Source organism: Flavobacteriales bacterium, from assembly GCA_026129465.1.
GTDB lineage: Bacteria > Bacteroidota > Bacteroidia > Flavobacteriales_F > PHOS-HE28 > PHOS-HE28.
Genome location: JAHCIA010000001.1, coordinates 284,982 through 307,730, shown reverse-complemented (window position 1 = coordinate 307,730; position 22,749 = coordinate 284,982). Strand labels below are relative to the sequence as shown.

At 63.1% G+C, this 22,749-nt stretch carries 14 protein-coding genes; 6 read left to right on the top strand and 8 right to left on the bottom strand.

Annotated elements, in window-relative coordinates; genetic code table 11:
• Positions 1-30: 30 nt before the first annotated feature.
• Both tsaD and KIT10_01205 read left to right on the top strand, forming a co-directional pair.
• Entirely contained in the window at positions 31-1,050 is a 1,020-nt protein-coding gene (gene tsaD, locus KIT10_01210; GenBank protein MCW5897860.1) for a tRNA (adenosine(37)-N6)-threonylcarbamoyltransferase complex transferase subunit TsaD, read from the top strand.
• A 33-nt stretch (positions 1,051-1,083) separates the two neighbouring features.
• Positions 1,084-2,046, top strand: coding sequence for a tetratricopeptide repeat protein (locus tag KIT10_01205; GenBank protein MCW5897859.1), 963 nt, complete (start codon positions 1,084-1,086; stop codon positions 2,044-2,046).
• Between the two features lie 5 nt (positions 2,047-2,051).
• Here the strand turns inward: KIT10_01205 and KIT10_01200 are convergent, their stop codons facing one another.
• On the bottom strand, positions 2,052-4,421 hold the full coding sequence (locus KIT10_01200) for a choice-of-anchor B family protein (protein MCW5897858.1): 2,370 nt from the start codon (positions 4,419-4,421) through the stop codon (positions 2,052-2,054).
• Positions 4,422-4,571: 150 nt separating this feature from the next.
• On the opposite strand from KIT10_01200, the gene KIT10_01195 reads away from it, so the two are divergent.
• The 3 genes from KIT10_01195 (at position 4,572) to KIT10_01185 (ending at position 9,398) form a co-directional block, all read left to right on the top strand.
• Positions 4,572-5,360 carry a universal stress protein gene (locus KIT10_01195; protein ID MCW5897857.1) on the top strand — a complete coding sequence of 263 codons (789 nt, stop codon included), beginning with the start codon at positions 4,572-4,574 and terminating at the stop codon, positions 5,358-5,360.
• Positions 5,361-5,427: 67 nt separating this feature from the next.
• On the top strand, positions 5,428-8,214 hold the full coding sequence (locus tag KIT10_01190) for a T9SS type A sorting domain-containing protein (protein MCW5897856.1): 2,787 nt from the start codon (positions 5,428-5,430) through the stop codon (positions 8,212-8,214).
• A gap of 80 nt (positions 8,215-8,294) precedes the next feature.
• Positions 8,295-9,398 (top strand): DGQHR domain-containing protein, encoded by a 1,104-nt coding sequence (locus KIT10_01185; protein ID MCW5897855.1) that lies wholly within the window; start codon positions 8,295-8,297, stop codon positions 9,396-9,398.
• Positions 9,399-9,420: 22 nt separating this feature from the next.
• On the opposite strand, the gene KIT10_01180 is transcribed toward KIT10_01185, so the two are convergent.
• From KIT10_01180 to KIT10_01155, 6 genes are all read right to left on the bottom strand, one after another.
• Positions 9,421-12,174: a DNA gyrase/topoisomerase IV subunit A gene (locus KIT10_01180; GenBank protein MCW5897854.1), complete on the bottom strand. Its 2,754-nt coding sequence runs from the start codon at positions 12,172-12,174 to the stop codon at positions 9,421-9,423.
• A gap of 10 nt (positions 12,175-12,184) precedes the next feature.
• On the bottom strand, positions 12,185-12,598 hold the full coding sequence (locus KIT10_01175) for a hypothetical protein (protein ID MCW5897853.1): 414 nt from the start codon (positions 12,596-12,598) through the stop codon (positions 12,185-12,187).
• Entirely contained in the window at positions 12,595-13,275 is a 681-nt protein-coding gene (locus tag KIT10_01170; protein MCW5897852.1) for a hypothetical protein, read from the bottom strand. The genes KIT10_01175 and KIT10_01170 overlap by 4 nt, the downstream gene beginning before the upstream one ends.
• A 116-nt stretch (positions 13,276-13,391) precedes the next feature.
• Complete coding sequence (locus KIT10_01165) at positions 13,392-15,299, bottom strand: type IIA DNA topoisomerase subunit B (protein MCW5897851.1); 1,908 nt, start codon at positions 15,297-15,299, stop codon at positions 13,392-13,394.
• A gap of 287 nt (positions 15,300-15,586) precedes the next feature.
• On the bottom strand, positions 15,587-18,547 hold the full coding sequence (locus KIT10_01160; GenBank protein ID MCW5897850.1) for a fibronectin type III domain-containing protein: 2,961 nt from the start codon (positions 18,545-18,547) through the stop codon (positions 15,587-15,589).
• Between the two features lie 191 nt (positions 18,548-18,738).
• A complete protein-coding gene (locus tag KIT10_01155; protein MCW5897849.1) occupies positions 18,739-20,898 on the bottom strand; it encodes a M3 family metallopeptidase in 2,160 nt (719 codons plus the stop codon).
• An 83-nt stretch (positions 20,899-20,981) separates the two neighbouring features.
• On the opposite strand from KIT10_01155, the gene KIT10_01150 reads away from it, so the two are divergent.
• A complete protein-coding gene (locus KIT10_01150) occupies positions 20,982-21,605 on the top strand; it encodes a hypothetical protein (GenBank protein ID MCW5897848.1) in 624 nt (207 codons plus the stop codon).
• A gap of 6 nt (positions 21,606-21,611) precedes the next feature.
• Here the strand turns inward: KIT10_01150 and ychF are convergent, their stop codons facing one another.
• Positions 21,612-22,703 carry a redox-regulated ATPase YchF gene (gene ychF, locus KIT10_01145; GenBank protein ID MCW5897847.1) on the bottom strand — a complete coding sequence of 364 codons (1,092 nt, stop codon included), beginning with the start codon at positions 22,701-22,703 and terminating at the stop codon, positions 21,612-21,614.
• Positions 22,704-22,749 lie beyond the last annotated feature (46 nt).

Sequence of the window (22,749 nt, the reverse complement as noted above, 5' to 3'; positions counted from 1 at the left end):
GCGCCCAAGCGCATAAAAGTAGCCGCCGTCATGAGGCCGGTCGTGATACTGGGTATCGAGAGTTCGTGTGACGAGACGGCCGCGGCCGTGCTGGTGGACGGTGTGGTGCGCAGCAACGTGGTGGCCGGCCAGGCTGTGCACAGCCAATGGGGCGGTGTGGTGCCTGAACTGGCCAGCCGTGCGCATCAGGAGCATATCGTGCCCGTAGTGGACCAGGCGCTGCGAGAAGCCGGTCTGAGGAAGGAGGAACTCACCGCGATCGCCTTCACGCAGGGTCCCGGCCTGATGGGCGCATTGCTCGTGGGCGCCTGTTTCGCGCGGTCCATGGCACAGGCCTTGGGCATCCCACTGGTGGCGGTGGACCACATCCGTGCCCATGTCCTGGCCCACTTCATCGGCGATGTAGAACCACGTCCCGTGCCCGCATTCCCCTTCATCAACCTCACCGTGAGCGGCGGCCACACTCAATTGGTGCTGGTGCGCAGCGCGTTGGACATGCGGGTGCTCGGCACCACACAGGACGATGCCGCCGGCGAGGCCTTCGACAAGGGCGCCAAACTGCTGGGGCTGCCCTATCCCGGCGGACCGTTGATAGACCGGCATGCCCAGGGTGGCGACCCGGATCGTCACCGCCTGCCGCGTCCGCGTATGCCGGGTCTGGACATGAGTTTCAGCGGCGTGAAGACCGCCTTCCGCGATCTCGTGCACGGTGGCATGGACCGTGACCCCATGTTCATCCAGAAGGAACTGCCGCATCTCTGCGCCACGTTGCAGCGGACCATCGTGGACATCCTGTTGCGCGGTCTGCGCGATGCGGCCATCCAGGAAGGCGTGCCGCGCATCGCCCTGGCCGGTGGTGTCAGTGCCAACAGCGCCCTGCGGCAGGGCGCCATGGAGCTGGCCGCACGCGAGGGTTGGGAGGCCTACATCCCTGCTTTCGCCTATTGCACCGACAATGCCGCCATGATCGCCATGGCCGGGCACCTGTTGCTTGAAGCGGGCACCACCGCCGCGCTGGACACGGTGCCCTTCGCACGATCGGCGCGATAGTGGCAGGGCGCGGCCCGTTACCTTCGCCCGACCATGCCCATGACGATCCCCGCCCGATCCCTCATCGCATCCACCATCCTGTTCAGCGCCATGGTACTGCATGCGCAGGACGCCGACATGTGGACAGCCCAAGGTGATTCGTTGCTCGTGGCAGGCAAACAAAAGCAGGCGGCCGACGCCTTCACCAAGGCGCTCCAATTGTCACCGAACCACATCAAAGCGCTGGAAGGACGGAGCCAGGCCTGGTTCGAAACGGAGAAGCTGGACAAGTTCATGCTGGATGCCGAGAAGCTGCTTCGGCTGGACACCGCCAACCACAGGGGGCATTTGCTGCGCGCCACCTATTCCCTCTACGGCGAGGACTTCAGTCTGTCAGAGCACCACGCCACACGGGCTGCGGACCATGCTCCCGATGATCATTCACGCGCCAGGGCCTTGCTCATCCGGGGTCAGGCGCGCGCCGCTTTCAAACGTCAGGGACCGGCCATTGAGGACCTTGAAGCGGGCCTTGCGCTGATCCCGGACGACACCCGCGCCATGTCCACGCTGGCCCGCATGTACGATGCGGCCAGTCGCCATGCCGAAGCCCTTGCGTTGCTGGAGAAGCTCTGCGAAATGGAACCGGATGAACTGGGCCATTGGAGCAACCGCGGCTTCGAACTGGTGATGCTGGGGCGCTACCAAGAGGCCATGCCCGTGATCGAAAAGGCATTGGCCAAGGACAAGGACGAACCCGTGGCCCTGAGCAACCGGGCCTACGTGCACCTGATGCTGGGCCGCGAAAAAGAAGCGGCGCAGGATGTGGAGCGCAGCCTGCGGTCCATGCCGGCGAACCCCTACGCGTTGCGCACGCGGGCCTTGATCCGCCTGCGAAAAGGTGACCGTGCCCAAGCCTGCGAGGACCTCACACTCGCCAAGGTGCTGGGCGATATCGCCGAAGTGGACCAACTGGTGCGCGAGCACTGCGCCACCACCCCGCTGCCCGAAAGCCGTTGACCCGATCAACGCACCACCTGCAGGCGCTGTGTGGCCTGTGCGCCCGCGGCCGTAGTGACCCGGACCAGGTAGGTGCCCGAAGACAGCATATGCGGCACTGTGGCCCTTCCACCGCGCAGGGCGATGGGGTCCAAGGCCGCACGGCCCAAGGCGTCGAACACCTCCAATGTGGCCTCTTGCGCACCAGGGAGGGTCACCTCGAAACGGTCGGCCGAGGGATTCGGCCAGAGGTTCATCTCCAATTGCGTGACCTCACCCATACCGACCGGGCTCAGGTCCACCAACTGGAAAATGTCGAACCCACCCTCCACCAAGTGGCCGGGGTTGTCGTCCGTGATGAAGACGAAGAGCTTCATGGCCGTGCCCGGTGTCATGTGGTCCAGAATGCGGAAGGTGCGGTAGAACCACGAGGAGGAGGATTGCGTCACCGTCTCCAGCAGCACAGTTTGGGTGCCATCCGTGAGGCGGACCTCCATGCGGTCGTTGGGCGCACCGGAGCCGCCCGCGTTATAGAACCACCGGTTGAAGCGGATCTGGGGATCGAAGACCGAGGTGGCGTCGAAGGCCGGTGAGGTGAGCGTGGTGTGGCCATCGTCCACATCGTCATTGCCCGCACCACCACCACCATTGCCGGTGACATAGCATTGCGCGCCGCAGTCGCCCCCCACATCCACATTGGGATTGCTCCATTGGCTGTTGAAGGTGGTTCCGATGGGCACGCCCCGCTCCCAGATGCCTGCCGAGGCTGTGGAGTTCACCGTCCAGCCGAAGTCGAACTCAAAATCGTCATAGTAGCCTTTCTCCAGCGCGATGACCAGGGGCGCCGTGGCGGGCCCGATGATCTGTGGTGCAGGGCACGAGGTGCGCCATCCCCACTTGCCGCCGAGTACCTCGTACTCATCCGTAAAGACCGCCGGCAAGGTGAAAACACCTGAGGCGTTGCTCGTGGTCTCGTACAGGTAGGTCTCGCTCTTGATCCGTACCTGCGCGTCCGGCAATGGTTGCAGCGTGCCGGCATCGACCACCGTGCCGGTGAGCACGAAGGAGACCAGTGGCTGCAGATGGATGTCCAGCAAGGTGACCTCGCCCTCCACCAACGACACGCCCGTGATGGTGGCGGACAAATAGCCCGGTGCGCTGGCAGTGACCGTGTAGGTGCCCGCCTGGTGGTGGCCTGTGGCGTACTTGCCATCGATGCCCGTGGTACTCGTGCCCGGCGTGGAGACGATGCTGACCGTGGCCTGGCCCACAGGGAGTTCGTTCGCGGCGTTGCGCACGGTACCTTCCAGCCAGCAGGCACGGCGGTAAGTGGGCTCCAGCACCCACAAGCCCGTTTCGATGTCCGAGATGATGAGCCGTTCCGATGGGAAGAAGGGATATACGCCCCAGGCCCCGCGGAATCCTTCGCCGGTGAAGGGTGATGTGTCGTAGTGCCCCACTTCGACCAGATTGTGCGGGCGCTCGGCATCGTAGATCGTCACCCCGAAAGTGTAATACGAAGTGACCAGGTGACCGTGCAACCAGTAGGTGTTGTGTGGTACAGCGCCCGAACCGTTGTCGCTCCGCAATTTGTCCTTGAAGACGATGTCCGTGGGATCGCCGATGTCGTAGGCCCCCACATAGGCGTTGGTGCGCTCGTCGGTGGTGAAGATGTATTGCCCGCTGTCGTCCAGCCACACGTTGTGGGTGAAATCGTCCGGCGTGGTCTGCACCCCCAGCAATACCGGGTTGGCCGGATCGCTCACGTCCACGATGGAGAAGAAGCCCGCGTAGATGTGCGCGGCATAGAGCGTGTCGCCCCGCGCGAAGCTGTCGTGACAGTACCATTGGTCGTACTCGCCCACCTCCACAGGGTTCATGGGGTTGGACAGGTCGTACATGATCACGCCACCGTTGCCGCGGTTGGCGCCATGGATGTACAGGCGGCCGTTCTCATCGATGAACAGTGAGTGCGAGCGGGACCAATCCGGAGCGTCCCATACGGTGGCGTTGAGCGCCGTGCTCTGCGGCAGCGGCCCCAGATCCACGATGGTGATGCCGCCGCTATTGGCCTCGGTGGTCACGTAGGCATGGTCACCCCAGACCTTCACCTCCCGCCAGATACTGGGCGGGCCAGGATAGAAGAAGACCTCCTGGGGGTTGGTACCATCTCCAAGGGCCACCACGCTCACACCACCGCTGTTCGGCACATCCGGGTTTCCATTCACCCCTACGATGGCGTACTCGTTGCCTACTTCGTCGGTGTAGCCCCAAAGATTGCTCAGATTGGAGTTGCGCAGATCCTGGTAATCCAGGCGGCCGACATACTCGATGTTGTATTGCGCAGCGGCACTTAACGACCACACCATGGCGGCCGCGATGATCGGATTCCTCATGTTCACTTGCAGGTGAGCGCAAGGTAGGGGGAATGCCAGTGGCTGGCAGCCATCTCCGCGAGGAGCGGTTCGGCCAGTATTGGAAAGCCGCACAGGCGGGCATGCTCGGCGCTGGCGCGATGGCTACTTTCGCCGCGCTGATCGCGGACCATGAAAGACATCCTCTGTGCCACGGACCTGAGCCCCGCTTCGGATACCGCCCTGTACCATGCCCTGCTCATCGCCGGCCGGGCAGGCAAACACGTGGATCTTCTTCATGTGCTGGACAAGCACGCCTCCGAGGAGAGCGAGGCCCGCGCCCGGGAGCACATGGCGCATCGTATCGCCGAAGCCGGAGGTTCGGAGGTGGCCCGGGTGGTGATCATGCGTGGCGACCCCTTGACGGCCATCACGGAAGCCGCTTCACATGCGCACGGCCTTGTGGTCCTATGCACCCATGGACCCAGGGGGCTGCGGCAGAGCCTTTTCGGCGCGGATATCCTGAAACTGGTGCGGAAGCTGCCCATCCCGGCGCTGGTGGTGCAGGAACACAGTCCCAGGCGTGAAATGCTGGACCGCATCGTGATGCCGGTGGCCGCGCACGAGGACGTGGACAAGCTGGAGGACATCACCATCGAGCTGGCACGGCTCTTCGCCGCCGAGGTGGAGGTGTATGAGGTGATCCGGCCACTGGGTGCAGCTTCCGAGGAACTGGCCCGCAACAAAAGGGAAACGTTGCGCCGCCTGGCGGAGGAGGGGGTGCGCCACCGCGAAGTGAACGAGGAAAGCGAGGTGTTCAGCGCAGGTTTCGCCGAACCCACCATCCGCCACGCCGAAAAAGCCGGGGCCTCCTGCATCGCCATGATGGCCCACGCTTCGCGTGAATACCGCTTCATCGCCGATGCGGAAAAGGAGCGGATGTTCACCAACACCCCGGGCATCCCGGTGCTCTGCGCCTGATCGGCTGATACATCTCAGTCGATCGCCCGGGAGGCCGCCATACCTTCGTACACAAGATCGTTCCAACATGACCCTGTCCTTCCCAAGCCGGGTCGCTTGGCTTCTAGCCCTCCCCGCCTTCTTCCTGCTGTCGGCTTGTCCTGTCCAGGCGCAGTTCGCTCCAGCACTTCCCGTGGCGCCCTTTGGCCCTGGCCAAGGCCTTTTCGCGGTGGACCTGGATGGCGATGGCGACCTGGACCTGGTGAAGCGCAGCGGCATCGACCATTTGCAGTGGATGCGCAACGTGGATGGGTCAGGCGCCTTTGAAGTGCAAGGGACCTGGTTCCAGACCACAGGCACGATCGCGCACTTCGCCATCGCCGACCTGGACGGCGACGGGGCCGCCGATCTGGCTTACGTGGAGGAGTCAGAGCATCTGATGATGGTGGCCATGAACGATGGGACCGGCATCCTCGGGGATCCCATGTTGGTTGGCGGTCTGCCAGGCGAAGCAGGTGCGCTGCGTGTGGGAGACATCACCGGCAACGGCATTCCTGACCTGGTCCTGACCCTCGGGATGGATGGCGATGTGAGGATCGGCTGGTTCCCCGGCCTGGAGGCGGGCTTCGGTGCGCTCGCCACCACGGCGACGCTCTTTCTTGGCGATGCGCCGGCCGTGATGCTCCTCGGTGATCTGGACCTGAGCGGCGGCGTCGACGTGTTCTTGATGGCCGACGCGCTCAGTGGCGTGGGCGTGATGAACGGCGCAGGCGATGCCAGCATCTGGGATGTACTGCCGCTGTTCATCAACTTCAATGGGCCTTTTTCCGATCCGCAGCTGATCGATGTGGACGGTGACGGTGACCTCGACATCGCGGACGCCTCGGGTACTTCCATCCAATGGGCCGAGAACCGGCTGGACGAGAATGTGCCTTTCAACGCCTTCACCCTGCGCCACCTCGAAGGCTTTACCTCAGCCGGCCAGGGACGTTTTGGCCGCACCCCCTGTGATGCCGGTGCGGCCGTGGTCTGGGTGCCTGCCAACCCGGCTCTGCCAGTGCGCTGGCGGCAGTACCTGGGGGGACTGTTCGCTTTCTCCCCCGCCAAAGACCTGCCGTCCATTCCACGCGGAAACGGGTTGTTGCTCGCGGACCTGGATGGCGATGGGGTGGATGACCTCATTCTGGGTGACGACACCGTCATCTCCTGGTACCGGAACGTGATGCCCGAACCCACCACCACTGTGGCATTGCCTGTGCTGGATACGCTCTGCATCGCAGGCCCCTCAGTTCCGTTGCCAGATGCGTTGCCCAGTGGCGGGATGTGGAGCGGCACATGGGTCTCTGACAATATGCTGCATCGCTCCAATGCACCGGGCTCGGGCAGCTACCCCTTGGGCTACACGTGGTACGAGCCCGAGGGCTGCCCGGTGGGCGACCGCGCCTTCATCCAGCTCATCATGGCGCCGGTTGTCACGCCCGCATTGGGTCCGGTGATCTGCAGTGGCGACGGGCCGATCCAGATGGGTTCCGTTCCGCAGGCCACCGAATGGATCGGCTTGACGGAAGGGGCCATCCTCGATCCAGCCACCTACGCCGGCGAGACCATCGTGTGCGCCTATACCGACCCCACGGGCAGCACCTGCATCCAGATCCTCGGCACCCTGTCGGTCTGGGCCACGATCCCCGCCGCCATACAACCCGCCGGGCCGTTCTGCGTGAACGATGGTCCGCAGGAGATCGTACCTGAAGTGCAATTGCCCAACAGCAGTTGGAGCGGCGACATCGTCTCCTCCACCGAGGGATCGGCCCTTTTCGATCCCTCACAAGGAGCGGGCCTCTACCAGGTCATCCTCGTGCGCATGCCCACTGGCCCGCAGCAATGCATGGGTACGGACACACTTGTGATCGTGGTCAGCGATGACATTCCCGAATTGAGCATAGCTCCCATCGCACCGCATTGCGCGGGTGGTGTGCCCATCGCCCTGGTGGCCGAACCGGCTGGCGGCCTGTGGAGCGGTACCGGGGTGATCGAAGAGGTCTTCTACCCAACCCTCGCCGGTGCCGGCACCCATGTGCTCGCCTACTTCTATGAAGCCCCGGAGGGTTGCTCCAACACCGCCCAAATGGAGGTCATACTGGCGGATGCCGCCACGGTGCAAGGACCTTCGGCGTCCTGGATCTTCTGCCGCAGTGGTGAGCCGGTCACCTTCAGCGGTTTCCCGGCCGGCGGTACCTGGCAGGCCCCCCTGGATGAGAATGGCGTATTCGATCCCGGTTCCACGGCCCCGGGCGAGTATCCCGTGGGCTATACCTACACGGATCCCGCAGGCTGCGTGCTGCAGAGCGGCCCCGCCACGTTGCAGGTGCTCTTCGATGCCACGGTGGTGATCGACCCGGTGGGACTGGTTTGCCTGGACGGCGGACCGGTGACGCTTACGGGGAACCCGCCGGGAATATGGGGGGGCGCCGCATCGGGCTTCGGCTCCATGGCCCTCTTCGATCCCGCATTCTGGGGCGAAGGTCTGTGGACGGTGACACTCACCTCGGAACCTGAAGGCTTCTGCGCAGGCACCGCCACCATACATGTGGAGGTGGAACTTTGCACCGGGCTGGAGGACCTGACCGCACCCCTGGGGCTGTTGGTGGCGCCCAACCCCTTTGCCACAGGTTTCTGGGTGGAAATGACCGGCGAGGGCCCGCTGACCTACGAAATTCTGGATGCCATGGGCAGGTCGATCGACCAGGGCTCAACAGCGGCGGATACCGCCCGGCCCCTTTGGCTGGACCTTTCCGGCCAACCTGATGGCACCTACCTGCTTCGGGTGGTGCGCCATGGGCGGATCGCCCATGCCCGGTTGGTGAAAGCGGGATAAGTCGCAGGCCGGGACCGCGTGGCGGATCCCTTGGAGCACCTAACTTTCAACGCCCGCCACAAAAGCCGGGCGCCACCGCCATGATCGCCACCCAGATCCGCCAGAAGGACGCGCGTTTCTACTTCGTGTCCTACCCCGCCGAGGACATCCTGCGGCGTGTGCGCTTCATCAGCCGTTTCTATGCCGAGGGCGAAAAGCCCATCAGTGCGGACGAGGCGGGCAAGGGCGACGAGGTGGCCGGTTTCATCCAGCGGATCGAACGCAGCGACTCGGCTTTCCAACGCAGCATGTCGCAGGGCAAGATCAAAGCGATACGCAACTTCTACGAGACGGCCGTGGCGCAGCCACCGATCCCGGGAACAGTGCTCCTCTTCAGCAGCGACATCCTCGAGTTCAGCCCGCTGGGCAACCTCAGCAACGTGGGCGACCTGAAGGAACCGCGCGAGAAGTATCTCATCATCGACGGGCAGCACCGCCTGGCCGCACTGGAGTTCTACCTGCGTTCGCATCCGGACGAGGCCCGCACCATCCACGTGCCCTGCATCATCTTCGATGGGGAGAGCGAGGACTTCGCCACGGAGATGTTCGTCATCATCAACAGCACACCCACGCGCATCAACAAGAGCCACCTGATCGACCTGTACGAGCGCGTCAGTTGGGAGAAGCCCGACAAGCGGCTGGCGGCGAAGGTGATCGAAAGGCTGTACAACGAGCCGGACAGCCCGCTGCGCTACCGCATCAATCGCCTGGGCAACCGCAGCAAACAGGAGAAGTGGATCATGCAGGCGGAGCTCTTCAACGAGGTGCACCGCTGGGTGGCCCGGGGTCTGGACAAGGGCGAGAAGGTGAACGCCGCCGCGGTGGAAAGGCGCTATCGCATCATCCAGGAATTCCTGCGGGCCGCGAAGGCCGCCTTCGGCCATGCCTGGGGCGACCCCCGCTACCACGTGACCAAGCCCGTGACACTGAAGGCGCTGATACGGGTGTGCGCCGACCTGGCCGCACGGGACCGGGGCGACGACAGTACCCGTGAGGCCCGCTGGACGCAACGCCTCAGTGCCGCCTGGGCCGAAAGCGTGCGCGATTTCCGGGACGAGGGCTTCTACGAGCGCTTCGCCGCCAAGGGGCAGGTGGAACGCGTGGGCAAGGTGCACAAGTACCTGATGGGGAAGTTGGGGTCGTGAGGGTGTGACCCCACACGAACCCTCAATCCAACCCCAGCGTGATCTGTTTCCCCGGCTCGTAGCCGATCATCGGGTCCTCCGGTGAGCGTTCCACTTCGTCCGCGGCCTGCTGACGGCGGAACTGCTTCATCGGGCTCTCCTCCAGGCCTTCCTCTTCGGGCGCCTCCAAGTTGCCGATCTCCTCTTCGGTGATGAGCATGCCCTGCACCTCTTCCAACTCCGGCGTCATGGGGATGAAGACCGGCGTGGAGAGCGTCAGTTCCTTCACCTTGTGCGGCGTGAGGCGGTTGCCCAGTGCCTTCACGCCCTTCACACCGATGAAGGCGGCCAGGTCCACCTCCTCGTCCTCGCGGCTGGTGCTTCGCTTGTCATAGGCCACATGCAGCACCGGTTCGGGCATCAGGCTGTGCACGGTCAATTTACTGTCCGGGTGGTCCGTGATGAAGCCCACTGGATCGCGGGCGGGTTCCACCAGGAAACGCTTCACATTGAACTGCTGCTTCTCCCCTTCCCAATAGACGGCGGTGACCACCTCCTTGGGGTTCCATTTCACCACGGTGATCGTATCGTCCGGGAAATGCGTGGTGAGGACGAAAGGGAACAGCTGATAGGTGCCGCTCCTGGTGATGCAGAGGATACGGTCCTCGCCGGCGAAGCGGCCCAGGTATCGGCCATGCCCGGTGTCGTTGAGGCGGCGCACGGTCTCATCGAACCAGATGGGGATGGCGCCTAGCGTGCTGGCACCGCGTTCCTTCTGGGTGATCTTCTGCACCATGTGGCGCGTAAGCAGATTGCCCTTGCTGCCCCGGCCTTTCACGGCCAGCTTGGCGAAGTCCACGTCGAACTTGTTCTTGCGCAGATTGGGTCGCGCACGCAGCGTCACCTGCACCACCTCGGCGGCGCCATCGGGGTTGGCGGTGAAATACTCCACCCGGCTGCCTTTGGTGCCATTGGTGAGGTCGTACTCCTTGTCGCGCGTGATACCCGTGACGGCGAAGCGCTTCATGTAGAAGGCACCCTTGGGGCCATCCTGGTAGATCATGTGGTAGATGGTGCGCTCGTCGTTCTTCTTCCAAACGCCCACGTGCAGGATGCCTTTCCCGATGAACTTCTTGTCCGCCACTTTGGTCACGAGCATGGTGCCATCTTCCCGGAACACGATGATGTCGTCCAGATCGGAACACTCGCCCACCAGCTCATGGTTGCGCAGGCTCCATCCGGCGAATCCCTCGGCCTTGTCCACGTACAGCTTGCGGTTGGCCACGGCCACCTTGGTGGCCACGATGGTATCGAAGGTGCGGACCTCGGTCTTCCGCTCGCGGCCAGCGCCGTACTTGCGCTTCAGTTCCTTGAACCAATCCACGGCATGGTCCGTCAGGTGGGCCAGTTTGTCCTTGGTCTCGAGGATGCGCGTGTCGAGTTGCTTGATGTGCTCATCGGCCTTGAAGCCGTCGTACCTGCTGATGCGCTTGATGCGGATCTCGGTGAGGCGCACGATGTCGTCCTGCGTCACCGGCCGCTTGAGCTCCTTCACATGGGGCTTGAGGCCCTTGTCGATGAACTCGATCACCTGCTCCCAGGTCTCAGCCTCCTCGATCTTGCGGTAGACCTTCTTCTCGATGAAGATGCGCTCCAGCGAGGCGAAGTGCCATTGCTCCTCCAACTCGCCCAGTTGGATCTTCAACTCCAGCTCCAGCAAGCGAAGCGTGTTCTCCGTGCTGATGCGCAGAAGCTCCTTCACGCCCACGAAGCGCGGACGCTCCTGCAGACCATTGCCGGCGGCTTCGATCACCACGGCGTTGGGCGCTATGCTCACCTCGCAGTCGGTGAAGGCGTAAAGGGCGTCGATGCTGGTATCCGGACTCACGCCGGCGGCCAGGTGGATGACGATCTCGGCGTGCTCGGCGGTGTTGTCCTCGATGTGCCGCACCTTGATCTTGCCCTTCTCGTTGGCCTTGATGATGCTCTCGATGAGGCTGGTGGTGGTGGTGCCGAAGGGGATCTCGGTGATCACCAGGGTCTTGTTGTCCTCCTTGCGGATGCGCGCCCGGCAACGGATGCGCCCGCCACGCTCGCCCTCGTTGTAGTTGCTCGTGTCGGCCATGCCGCCCGTGGGAAAGTCGGGCACCAGGTCGAAGGAGCGCTTGCGCAGCACGGCGATGCTGGCATCGATCAGCTCGTTGAAATTGTGGGGCAGCACCTTGCAACTGAGGCCCACGGCGATGCCTTCGCCACCCTGTGCCAGCAACAGCGGGAACTTCACGGGCAGGTGTACGGGTTCCTTGTTGCGGCCATCGTAGCTCAACTGCCACTCGGTGGTCTTGGGGTTGAAGACCACCTCGCTGCCGAATTTGCTTAGGCGTGCCTCGATGTAGCGCGGTGCGGCGGCGCTGTCGCCCGTGAGGGTGTTGCCCCAGTTGCCCTGGCAGTCGATCAGCAGGTCCTTCTGGCCCAGTTGCACCAGCGCATCGCCGATGCTGGCGTCGCCGTGCGGGTGGTACTGCATGGTGTGACCGATGATGTTGGCCACCTTGTTGTAGCGGCCATCATCCAGCTCCTTCATGGCGTGCAGGATGCGGCGCTGCACGGGCTTCAAGCCGTCGTTCAGCGCGGGCACCGCACGTTCCAGGATCACATAGCTGGCGTAATCCAGGAACCAGTCCTTGTACATGCCGCTCACCGAGAACGTGTTGCTCGCGCCGGCCCCGGGAATGCCCTTGCCGTCGTCCGCTCCATTCCCGGCCCCGCTGGCCAGCTCATCCATTTCTTCACTCATGGGCCCGATCCTATGTGCCGCACACGTCGTTGCGTGCGCCAATGCTGCCGAGATTCGTCAAACGTATCTCCCAGCAATACTCGGTGCCCTGCTGGGAAAAATTGGTGACCAGGTCGAAGTACCCGTCCAGGAGTTCGTTGGAGGGTACGTTAACCGTACCGCTGCCGCCTGTGATGCGTACGCATTCCAGCGTGAATGTGGTGTTGCGCAGCAGCAGGTTCCGGTCCATGCGGATGCGCTGCGTGAGCCGGCGGTCCAGGCCTTCCGGAGTGAGGATCTCCTCTACGGTGGTGCTGTGCAGGCTGAAGAGTGGCGGGCCATCATAGGCCGGGTCGAAGGGGTTGTAGGTGAGGTCCTTCAACTCGTCCTTCACACAGCCCGTGCCCAGCAGGGCGATCATCAAAAGGGTGACAGCGGTCCTCATCGTGCCAGGGGAATGGTGATGGCGGTGGCCCAATGCCCCCCCTGCCTGCCGGGCAAATAGGCGAGTCCCTCGAAACGGATGCGCTCCTTGTCCTCGAATACGGGCTGTGGCCATTGTGCCGTGCGCTTGAACCGCCACCAGGTGAAGCCGGCACTCAGCACCGTCACGCCCGCCGAGGCGATGGCCATGTCGCGCGCCTGGCGGAAATCCCGTTTGTGGGCAGGTATGATCTCCTCCTTGAGCACCGTGATATCAGCAGGCACCACACTGTTCTCGTAGGTGGCCAGGTCGGTCTCCAGCTGGCGGTGTGCCTGGCGATAGCCGTTGTAGGACACGATCGTCCAGGCCACGGCGCCCACATTGATCGCCACGGGCCAGGTGCGTGCCCAGCGCCGTTTCTGGACGTGGGCGTCCAGTTCACCGCGGAACGTGAGATACTCCTGGCTGTAAGGCAGGCGCAAAACGAAGTCGGTGGTGCGTCCGGGGACCACCTGCAAAGTGGTGTCGACGATGGTGCGCGTGGGCGCCCAGATGGCGAAGTGGTGCGGGCCGCCACTCAGCGTCACTTCTCGTTGCTGCATGCGGAACCGGCGGTCCACCACGAACTGGAAGTTGTCGCCAGGATCGATCAGCAGCCGCAGCGTGCCGGTGTCCTGGGCGTGCAGAGTTGTGCCCATGTGGGCATGCGAACATGCGAGCATGAACAACAATACCAGACCACGAAGCCCCCATGCGCACATGCCCACATGGGCACATATCCGCATGCTTCCCTCGTTGATGCGTGTGTCCTGCCTCATGCCTCCTCCTCCACTTCGTCCAGCTTGCGCGCGATCACCTTCACGGGATCGATCTTCATCTCCTCCACCAGGTCCTTCTCCACACGCAGGTTGCCGATGATGAATTCCTGACGCTTGGGTGTGTTCTTGCCCATGTAGAAATCGAGCAGGTCATGCACCACGGCCTCCTTGGTGATCATCACCGGCTCCAGGCGTATGTCCTCACCGATGAAGTGCTTGAATTCGTCCGGGCTGATCTCGCCCAGGCCCTTGAATCGCGTGATCTCGGCGCCCTTCCCCAATTTCAGGATGGCCCGTTGCCGCTCCTCGTCACTGTAGCAATAGATCGTCTCCTTCTTGTTGCGCACGCGGAACAGCGGTGTCTGCAGGATGTAGAGGTGGTCGTTCTTCACCAGGTCCGGGAAGAACTGCAGGAAGAAGGTCATCAGCAGCAGGCGGATGTGCATGCCGTCCACGTCGGCGTCGGTGGCGATGACGATCTTGTTGTAGCGCAGGCCGTCCATGCCGTCCTCGATGTTGAGCGCGGCCTGGACCAGGTTGAACTCCTCGTTCTCATACACCACCTTCTTGGTGAGGCCGTAGCAGTTGAGCGGTTTGCCTTTCAGGCTGAAGACGGCCTGCGTCTCCACATCGCGGCTCTTGGTGATGCTGCCACTGGCGCTGTCGCCCTCGGTGATGAAGAGCGTGGTATCGCCCTTCTTCGGATGGGGCTTGGGGTCGTTGAAGTGGATGCGGCAGTCGCGCAGCTTGCGGTTGTGCAGGCTGGCCTTCTTGGCGCGTTCGCGGGCCAGCTTGCGGATGCCACTAAGCTCCTTGCGCTCGCGCTCGTTCTGCAGGATGCGCGCCTGGAGCACCTCCGCGATCGGCGGGTTCTTGTGGAGGTAGTTGTCCAGCTCGCGGCCGATGAAGTCGCCCACGAAGGCGCGCATGCTCTGGCCGTTGGGTTCGATCTCCAGGCTGCCCAGCTTGGTCTTGGTCTGGCTCTCGAACACCGGCTCTATGACCTTCACGCTTACGGCCGCCACGATACCCGTGCGCACGTCACCGGCCTCCCAGTCCTTCTTGAAGAAGTCCTTGATGGTCTTGGCCACGGCTTCTCTGAAGGCGCCCTGGTGGGTGCCACCCTGGGTGGTGTGCTGCCCGTTCACAAAGCTGTAGTATTCCTCGCCGTAGTGGTTGGCATGGGTGATGGCCACCTCGATGTCGTCGCCTTTCAGGTGGATGATCGGGTAGAGTGGCTCGCCGTCCATCTTCTCTTTCAGCAGGTCCAGCAGTCCGTTCTCGCTGTGGAACTTGCGGCCATTGAACCAGATGGTGAGGCCCGTGTTCAGGTAGCAATAGTTCCAGAGGAGCCGCTCGATGTGCTGGTCGCGGAACTGGAAATGCCGGAACATGTCGGGGTCCGGCTCGAAGACCACACGCGTGCCGTTGCGCTCTTCGGTCTTCTGCAGCTTCTCGTCCTTGCGCAGCACACCACGGTCGAACTCGGCGCGCTTCAATTGGCCGTCGCGCACGCTCTCGATCTTGAAATAGTGGCTCAACGCGTTCACGGCCTTGGTGCCCACGCCATTGAGGCCCACGCTCTTCTTGAAGGCCTTGCTGTCGTACTTGGCTCCGGTGTTGATCTTGCTCACCACGTCCACCACCTTGCCCAGCGGCACGCCACGGCCGAAATCGCGGACCTCCACGCGCTTGTCCTGTATGGACACCTCGACCTTCTTGCCGTGGCCCATCACGAATTCATCGATGCAATTGTCCAACACTTCCTTCAGCAGGATGTAGATGCCATCGTCATAGCTGCTGCCGTCGCCCAGCTTGCCGATGTACATGCCGGGGCGCAGGCGGATGTGCTCCTTCCAGTCCAGTGACCGGATATGCTCTTCGCTGTAGGTGGTCTCGCTCATCGATCGATAGGGTGCGGCCCGGGTCCCGAAGTCAGTTCGGGCACTGGGCGGCGGGGAATGCCTTGTCCGTGTCATCCACCGGAATCCCAGCAACGGCGGGGCTTTCAGCGGGTGGACGAAGTTACGCCGAGGTTACCGGAGCGGGCGGGCGGGGGTTATGAACAGGGAGGGGGAGTTTTCAACAGGCGCCAGCCACGGATGCGGTACCTCGCCACCACGATCGCGGGAAAGAAAGCGGCCTTCGCCCTTGACCGGACGAAGGCCGCCAGCATGCACATGTGTACGCCTCACGGCATCTGCTCCACCAAGGTATTCGTGGGCAGCGAGCCGCCCACATTGCTCAGGATGGGGTCGCGGTCGTTGCCGGGGCCGGTGTACTTCACCAGCCCGTCCATGGTGATATCAGCGAGGTGATAGCCACTCACCGTGTTGGAAGGCACTGTTCCCCCGATGAGCTGGAGAATGATGTCCCGGTCGTTGAACTGACCGGTATAGCGCAGGATCTGGTCCGTGAGGGCATTGCCTGCCCAGAGCAGCATCACCGATCCAGAGGTCTTGCGGGCACTGGTTCCCCAGGTGGTGGTGGCGGATTGGGTGAGGTCGACCGTGACGGCGTTGGCGGACAAAGCATATCCCTGACCGGTCATGGCGCCCAAGTGGTTGCGGTGGCGGATGGCCACACGGTAAGTGCCGGGGTTCACGCAGAAGCCCACGGGGGACGTGCCATCGAGACCGACCACATCCCCATCACGTTGCAAAAGGGCGGCCTTGCGTTCCAGCACTCCCCACGGCGACGTGTTGGACCGCAACTCCACCACCACCCAATCCACGATGGCGTTCACCCCTGTGGTGGCTAGCACACCCGCACTGATGGAGGTGGCGCCCGATATCGTCCAACCCATGGCACTGTACGGCTCCTGCAAGGGAATGAGGCCCTGGGTCCGCAAGCCGTCGGACATCAGGCCGGAGCCTTGGTAAGGGCCATCGAGGAGCGCTTTGGGACGCACGTTCACCTTGGGCACCACTTCGCATGGCGGATCCAAAGTGGTGAATTGGATCGGCGCGCCGTAGAGCGAGTTGCCACCGGCACAGCGCGTTCGTACGCGGCATTCATACAAGGTGGACCAGGCGAGGCCCGTGAGCATATGGCTGGTGCCCGTGATGTTGGACACGTCCGTCCATGCGGGCGCGCCCACCGCACGCCATTGCAGGTCGTAGCCCGTGGCGGCCTGCATGGGCGACCATCCGATCGTGGCGCCATTGTACAGGATGTTCGAGGCATTGAGACCGTTGGGCACTCCGCAACCTTGGGCTCCTGTGGTGTTCACCGTTAGCAGGTAGCACTGGGTATTGCTGCTGGCATTCTGATAGCCATAGACATGCGCGTAGTAGGTACCTGACGGCGCATTGGCGTAGTTGATGGACTCGCTGGTGGTGCCGCCATTCTGCGAGATCGCCAGTTGCCCTCCACCAGCGTTCAGCAGGCGCAGGTCGTAGTCGGCCGGCAGGTTGCTGAGCGACATCACGATATTGGCGGTCTGGTCCAGCGTAAAGCTGTAGTAGTCCACGTCGGAGGAACTGGCGATCTGTGCGTTGATGGAGGCCGGGAGCGCGACGGGCGCCGCGGCACCGATGGTATTGTTGGGCTCCAGCGCGTCCGGGCAGGGCACCAGGGTAGTGAAGGTGTAGGAGGTTGTCCACGCGGAATTCTGCCCCGAACACACCGAGCGCACCTGCACATCGTAGGTGGTGCCTGTGGCGAGCCCCGTATAGGCGTGGGTCGGTGATGCGAGACCGTTGGTGGTGGTCCATGACCCACTGGGCGAGAGCCTGCGGCGGATGGAATAGGTATCCGCACCGGTGTTGGCCCACACGAGGGTGGCCGTGGTGGTGCCGATGTTCGATGCTGTAAGACCAGGGGGCGGCCCGCAGGAAGAACCGCAGGTGGGCAGGCAATTGCCGCCGTTCACCGCGTTGACGATGACCGCGGTGGGTTGCGGACCGAAACCGTTGGCGAATTTGATCGTGCTGGACGTCAGGTGGCAGTAACTCATGATGGTGCCACCGACATTCGAGGGTGGTATCGGTCCGGTGGGGCAGCCACCTTCCGGATAGCCCGCTACTTGTCCGCAGCCATCGATGGCCGTGTTGTTCCCGTTCCAGGCGCAGGCGTGGGTGTGCTTCGATCCCATGTTGTGGCCCTGCTCGTGCGTCACCACCTCCACACTCCAGCTGTAGGTGGGCACATTCTGGTAGCTGCTGTTGATTCCGCTGTAGGCCATGCGATAACGCGCTTGACCGTTGCAGAGGGTGTTCAACCAGGCCACGCCGCCATAACCGGCCAGGTCCAGCAGGTGGGCCAGGTCGCCGTTGAAACTGGTGCGGTAGTCGCCGAATTGATTCAGACGGCCGCTGGAGCTGTTGGCATTGTATGGACTGGGCGTGGTCCACACGAAGACCTCATTGAGCACCACGTCGATGCCATCGTTCGCGAAAAGGATGGCCGTCTGGTTGAACAGACCCGTCACATAGTTCGTGGCGTTGGCCACATTGCCCTTGTTCAGGAAGATATCGTGGTTCACCTCCCAATAGAACCTTACACAGCGCAGGGTCTTGGGCACACCCTCGGAGCGCACTTGCGCGGGCGTGTAGTCAGGGCCGCCGTCCGGGGTGGCGCAAACAGCGCCGTGCGTACCCAGCAGGTCGCTGTCACGGTAAAGCACATGGCGGCCTTGGATGTCGTTTTCCAGACGGCCCAGCACCAATTGGCCTTGCTCATCGGCCAATAGACCCATGACCTCATCACCGAAAACGCTGATCGCCGCCAATGACCCGGCACGGCCGCGGATCATGCCCCGGTAGTGCAGGCCCGGTGCTCCATGGATCTCCTCGCCACTGCTGGTCACCACCTTGAATTCGTCCGTCACGATGTCCACACGCTCCAGGTCCAGGATCAAGGTGCCCTCCTGCGATGGCAGTTCCATGGCCACGGTGGTGCCGGCCATCGCGGTCAGGAGTGGTATCCGTGCGGCATCCAGGCGCAGCACATCGGCACGTGTCAAGGCCGACTGCCAGAGCAGGTCCGACGATGGCGTAGGCTGCTCCATCTCGAACAGCGAGGCGGAAGGGAAGGGTTTGCCCGCACCCTGCAAGGCTTGGATGTGTTGCGCCACCTGTCCCGGTCCCTGGGCATTTGAACCCAGTCCCAGACCGATCGCCAGAACAAGAAAGAGTAAGAATGATCGCATGCGCGTGCTTTATGGTGGTGCTGCGTGCCGGGCCAAAATAGCCCGCGAGCGTGCCTTGCAACGCGGGTTCCCTGCTCCGGGATCGACCAAGCGACCGGTAAAACGACCGGGATCCGAATAATTTCGATGGACAACACATAAAGCCCGACGGAAACGGGTAGGAACGCCCGTACTCCGCTGGGACACAGGGTTCAGCGAAGACCCCGCTTCGCGAGCAAAGGTTCCACACGCGGCTCACGGCCGGTCAAGGCGCGGTAGAGCTCCTTGCCATCGCGGCTGCCGCCGTTGGCGAGGATGAGCCCCCAATAGTGCAGACCATTGTCGCGCGTCATGCCGCCGTTCTCCTGCATCCAGGCGTAGGCATCGGCCTCCAGTACCTCGCTCCACAGGTAGGCGTAGTAACCAGCGCTGTAACCGCCGCCCCAGATGTGGCTGAAGTAGGGTGTGCGGTAACGTGGCGGCACCACGTCCAGCGCGATGCCGTGCTTCATCAATGCCTCGGCTTCGAAGGCCAATGGGTCCGCCACCTCGGGGGCATCGGCGGGCAGCATGTGCCACTCCAGGTCGAGCAGGGCTGCGGCCAGGTACTCGGTGGTGGCGTAGCCTTGGTTGAAGCGTGTGCTGGCCAGCAGCTTCCCAGCGAGCGCCTGGGGCATCGGCTCGTTGGTCTTGTAGTGACGGGCGTAGCTGGCGAAAACGGTGGGCTCCAGCATGAAGTTCTCCTGGAACTGGCTGGGGAACTCCACGAAGTCGCGTGGCACGTTGGTCCCGCTGAAGTAAGGGTGCTTCACGCGGCTGAGCATGCCATGCACGCCGTGGCCGAACTCGTGGAATAGCGTGCGCACATCATCCCAGGAAATGAGCGCGGGCTCGCCAGCGGGCGGCTTGGCGTAGTTGCAGGTGTTGGTGATCACCGGCAGCTCGTCGAGCAGGAAGCTCTGGTCCACGAAGCCGCTCATCCATGCGCCACCCTGTTTGCTGTCGCGGGCGAAGAAGTCGCCATAGAAAAGGCCGATGCCCATGCCGTCGGCATCGAAGATCTCCCAGGTCCGCACATCGGGGTGGTACACGGGGATGTCGGCACGCTCCCGGAAGGTGATGCCGAAGAGCACTTCGGCGGAATGGAACACTCCGTTCTTCAATACGCTGTCCAGTACCAGGTAGGGCTTGATGGCGGCTTCGTCCAGCTCGTATTCCGCCTTGCGCACCTGCTCGGCGTAGTAGTCCCAATCCCAGGGCATCAGGCGCGGGGCCTGACGGTTCGTGGCGGATCTGGCGTACTCCCTGTCCATCATCGCCTGCAACTTGGCGGCTTCCGCCTGTGCGTTCTTCACCGCGGCGGGCACCATGCCGGTGATCAGGTCCAGCGCGGCCTTCGGGGTGCCTGCCATCTCATCGGCGAGCACATAGGCCGCGTGATCCTCGTAGCCCAGCAGCCTGGCGCGCTCAGCGCGGAGCTTGGCCTGGCGGGCCACACCTTTCAGGTTGTCGTGGGCGTTGCCCTGTGACCCGCGTGCGATGGAGGCTTTGTAGACCTGTTCGCGCAGCACACGGTCCTTCAGGCTCGCCAGCACGGGCTGCTGCGTGGTGTTGCTGAGGGTTATCAGCCACTTGCCTTCCATGTCCTTGGACTTGGCGGCGTCCGCAGCGGCGGCGATCTCCGCTTCGCCCAACCCTTCGAGGCGCTTCACATCGTCCACCACCACGGCGCCGCTGTTGGTCTCGGCCAGCACGTTGTCGCTGAACGCTGTGGAGAGTTTGGAGAGTTCCTCGTTGATGGCCTTGAGGCGCTTCTTTCCGGCCTCATCGAGCAGCGCACCACCACGCGCAAAACCGGTGTAACGGCGCTCGATGAGACGCTTCTCCACGGAGTCCAGGCCCAGTTGCTCGCGCTGGTCGTGCAGTGCTTTGATCCGTGCGAAGAGCCGCTCGTCCATGGCGATGGCGTCGGCATGTGCGGCGAGCTTGGGCGAGAGCTCAGCGCGGATCTTCTGCAGCTCCCCGTTGGTGCGCGCGGAAACGAGCTGGTACATCACCGAACTGGCGCGGTCCAGCAGGCGTCCGCTCTTCTCCAGCGCCTCGATGGTGTTGGCGAAGGTGGGCGCCTCGGCGTTGGTGGCGATGGCCTCCACTTCCTCCTTCTGGCGGCGCATGCCCTCCTCGATGGCGGGTTTGAAGTACTCCTGACGGATCCAGTTGAAGTCCGGCGCGTTATACGGCAGACCGGTGTTCACGAAGCGGTCGAATTCGATGTCCGCGGCGGTGGTGCCGGATCCAGGTGAAGTGCAAGCGGTGTTCATCAGCAGCAGACAGGTGATGGGGATGATGGATATATCGGAGCTCGGTCGCATGGCATGGTCCTCGAAGGGCGTGCGAAACTAAGCGCCACGCCGGGCCGCCGACCGACCGCTGCCACCGGTTATCTTCACATGCCATGGACGGCCCTTCCACCCACGACCTCGATTGGGCGAGCGATCTGTTCAAGGTGCCCGTGGAGGACCTTGACGCGGAAACGATCCGCCAGAAGCGGCACCTCTTCCACAAGCACTACCACCCCGATCGCTTCGCGCATCTGAAGAATGCGGAACTCGACGTCCTGCTGAACGAGGTGTACCGCGACATGTTGGACCGCTTGCGACGGGTGGAAGAGCATCTGCTGCGCACCGGCCATGAGTTGCATGTGGACCGGGACAAGACGCCGCCACTGAGCGCCGTGGACCTGGAGATCCAACTGACCACACATGACAAGGACCTGAAATACCGGCTCTTCGGATCGCACTTCCGCTGGTTGGAGCGCGGGGAGCGCTTCCGCATTCCGGGCTCCAACGCCACGCTCACCTCGCCCGGCGCGCACCGGGGCAACGTGGTGGGCTACAACGAGCATCTCCACATCTTCCTCACCTACGGCAGCGGCGATCCTCTGGACGAGATCGTCATCTGGCTCTACAGCCGGATCGTGGGCGTTGTTTCCGCGCTATGGGTGGATGGGCAACGCGTGGAGGTGGAACCCAGGGCCATGTTCAACGCCATGGCGCGCATGAAAGTGCTCGATCACTGAGACCGATCAGACGTTGAACAGGAAGTGCATGACGTCGCCGTCCTGCACCACATAATCCTTGCCTTCGGTGCGCAGCTTGCCGGCCGCACGGCATGCGGACTCACTGCCGTACTTCACGAAGTCGTCGAAGGCGATCACTTCGGCCCGGATGTATCCCTTCTCGAAATCACTGTGGATGACGCCTGCGGCCTGGGGCCCCGTATCGCCCACGTGGATGGTCCAGGCGCGCACCTCCTTCTCACCCGCGGTGAAATAGGTCTGCAAGCGCAGCAGCTTGTAGGCCGCACGGATCAGCTTGTTCACGCCGGGCTCGGCGAGGCCCATGTCGGCCAGGAACATCTCGCGTTCCTCCGGTGTCTCCAGCGTGGCGATCTCGGCCTCGGTGGCGGCCGTCACCATCATCACCTCGGCGTTCTCGTTGGCCACGGCTTTCTTCACGGCATCCACATAGGCGTTGCCGGTGTTGGCGCTCTTGTCGTCCACATTGCACACGTAGAGCACCGGCTTGGTGGTGAGCAACTGGAACTCATTGAGGAGCGCCGGATCGGTGTTCGCATCGATGGCGGCACGGGCGCTCTCGCCCTTGAGCAAATGTTCCCGGATCCGGCTCAGCAGCTCGAAGCGCCGCCTGGCCTCCTTCTCGCCGATCTGCGCCTGCTTCTCCACCTTCTTGATCCGCGCCTCCACCGTTTCCAGGTCCTTCAATTGTAGTTCGATGTCGATGACCTCCTTGTCACGCACCGGATCCACGCTGCCGTCCACATGCACCACATTCGGATCGTCAAAACAGCGCAGCACATGCAGGATGGCGTCGCATTCACGGATGTTGCCCAGGAACTGGTTGCCCAAACCCTCTCCTTTGCTGGCCCCCTTCACCAGCCCGGCGATGTCCACGATCTCCACCGTGGTGGGCACCACCTTCTGCGGCTTCACCAACCCGGCCAGTTTGTTCAGGCGCTCATCGGGCACGGTGATCACGCCCACATTGGGCTCGATGGTGCAGAAGGGAAAGTTCGCCGCCTGTGCCTTGGCGTTGCTCAGGCAGTTGAACAAGGTGCTCTTGCCCACATTGGGCAGGCCTACGATGCCGCATTTCAGGGCCATGGTGGATCTCGCGTGATGCTTGAAAAACGGCGGCGAAAGT

Coding starts and splice junctions, on each gene's coding strand:
- KIT10_01150 (MCW5897848.1), top strand. CDS start 20,982: ATGGACGGCCCTTCCACCCACGACCTCGATTGGGCGAGCGATCTGTTC.
- KIT10_01195 (MCW5897857.1), top strand. CDS start 4,572: ATGAAAGACATCCTCTGTGCCACGGACCTGAGCCCCGCTTCGGATACC.
- KIT10_01170 (MCW5897852.1), bottom strand. CDS start 13,275: ATGGGCACAACTCTGCACGCCCAGGACACCGGCACGCTGCGGCTGCTG.
- KIT10_01160 (MCW5897850.1), bottom strand. CDS start 18,547: ATGCGATCATTCTTACTCTTTCTTGTTCTGGCGATCGGTCTGGGACTG.
- tsaD (MCW5897860.1), top strand. CDS start 31: ATGAGGCCGGTCGTGATACTGGGTATCGAGAGTTCGTGTGACGAGACG.
- KIT10_01165 (MCW5897851.1), bottom strand. CDS start 15,299: ATGAGCGAGACCACCTACAGCGAAGAGCATATCCGGTCACTGGACTGG.
- KIT10_01155 (MCW5897849.1), bottom strand. CDS start 20,898: ATGCGACCGAGCTCCGATATATCCATCATCCCCATCACCTGTCTGCTG.
- KIT10_01190 (MCW5897856.1), top strand. CDS start 5,428: ATGACCCTGTCCTTCCCAAGCCGGGTCGCTTGGCTTCTAGCCCTCCCC.
- KIT10_01175 (MCW5897853.1), bottom strand. CDS start 12,598: ATGAGGACCGCTGTCACCCTTTTGATGATCGCCCTGCTGGGCACGGGC.
- KIT10_01200 (MCW5897858.1), bottom strand. CDS start 4,421: ATGAGGAATCCGATCATCGCGGCCGCCATGGTGTGGTCGTTAAGTGCC.
- KIT10_01185 (MCW5897855.1), top strand. CDS start 8,295: ATGATCGCCACCCAGATCCGCCAGAAGGACGCGCGTTTCTACTTCGTG.
- KIT10_01205 (MCW5897859.1), top strand. CDS start 1,084: ATGCCCATGACGATCCCCGCCCGATCCCTCATCGCATCCACCATCCTG.
- KIT10_01180 (MCW5897854.1), bottom strand. CDS start 12,174: ATGAGTGAAGAAATGGATGAGCTGGCCAGCGGGGCCGGGAATGGAGCG.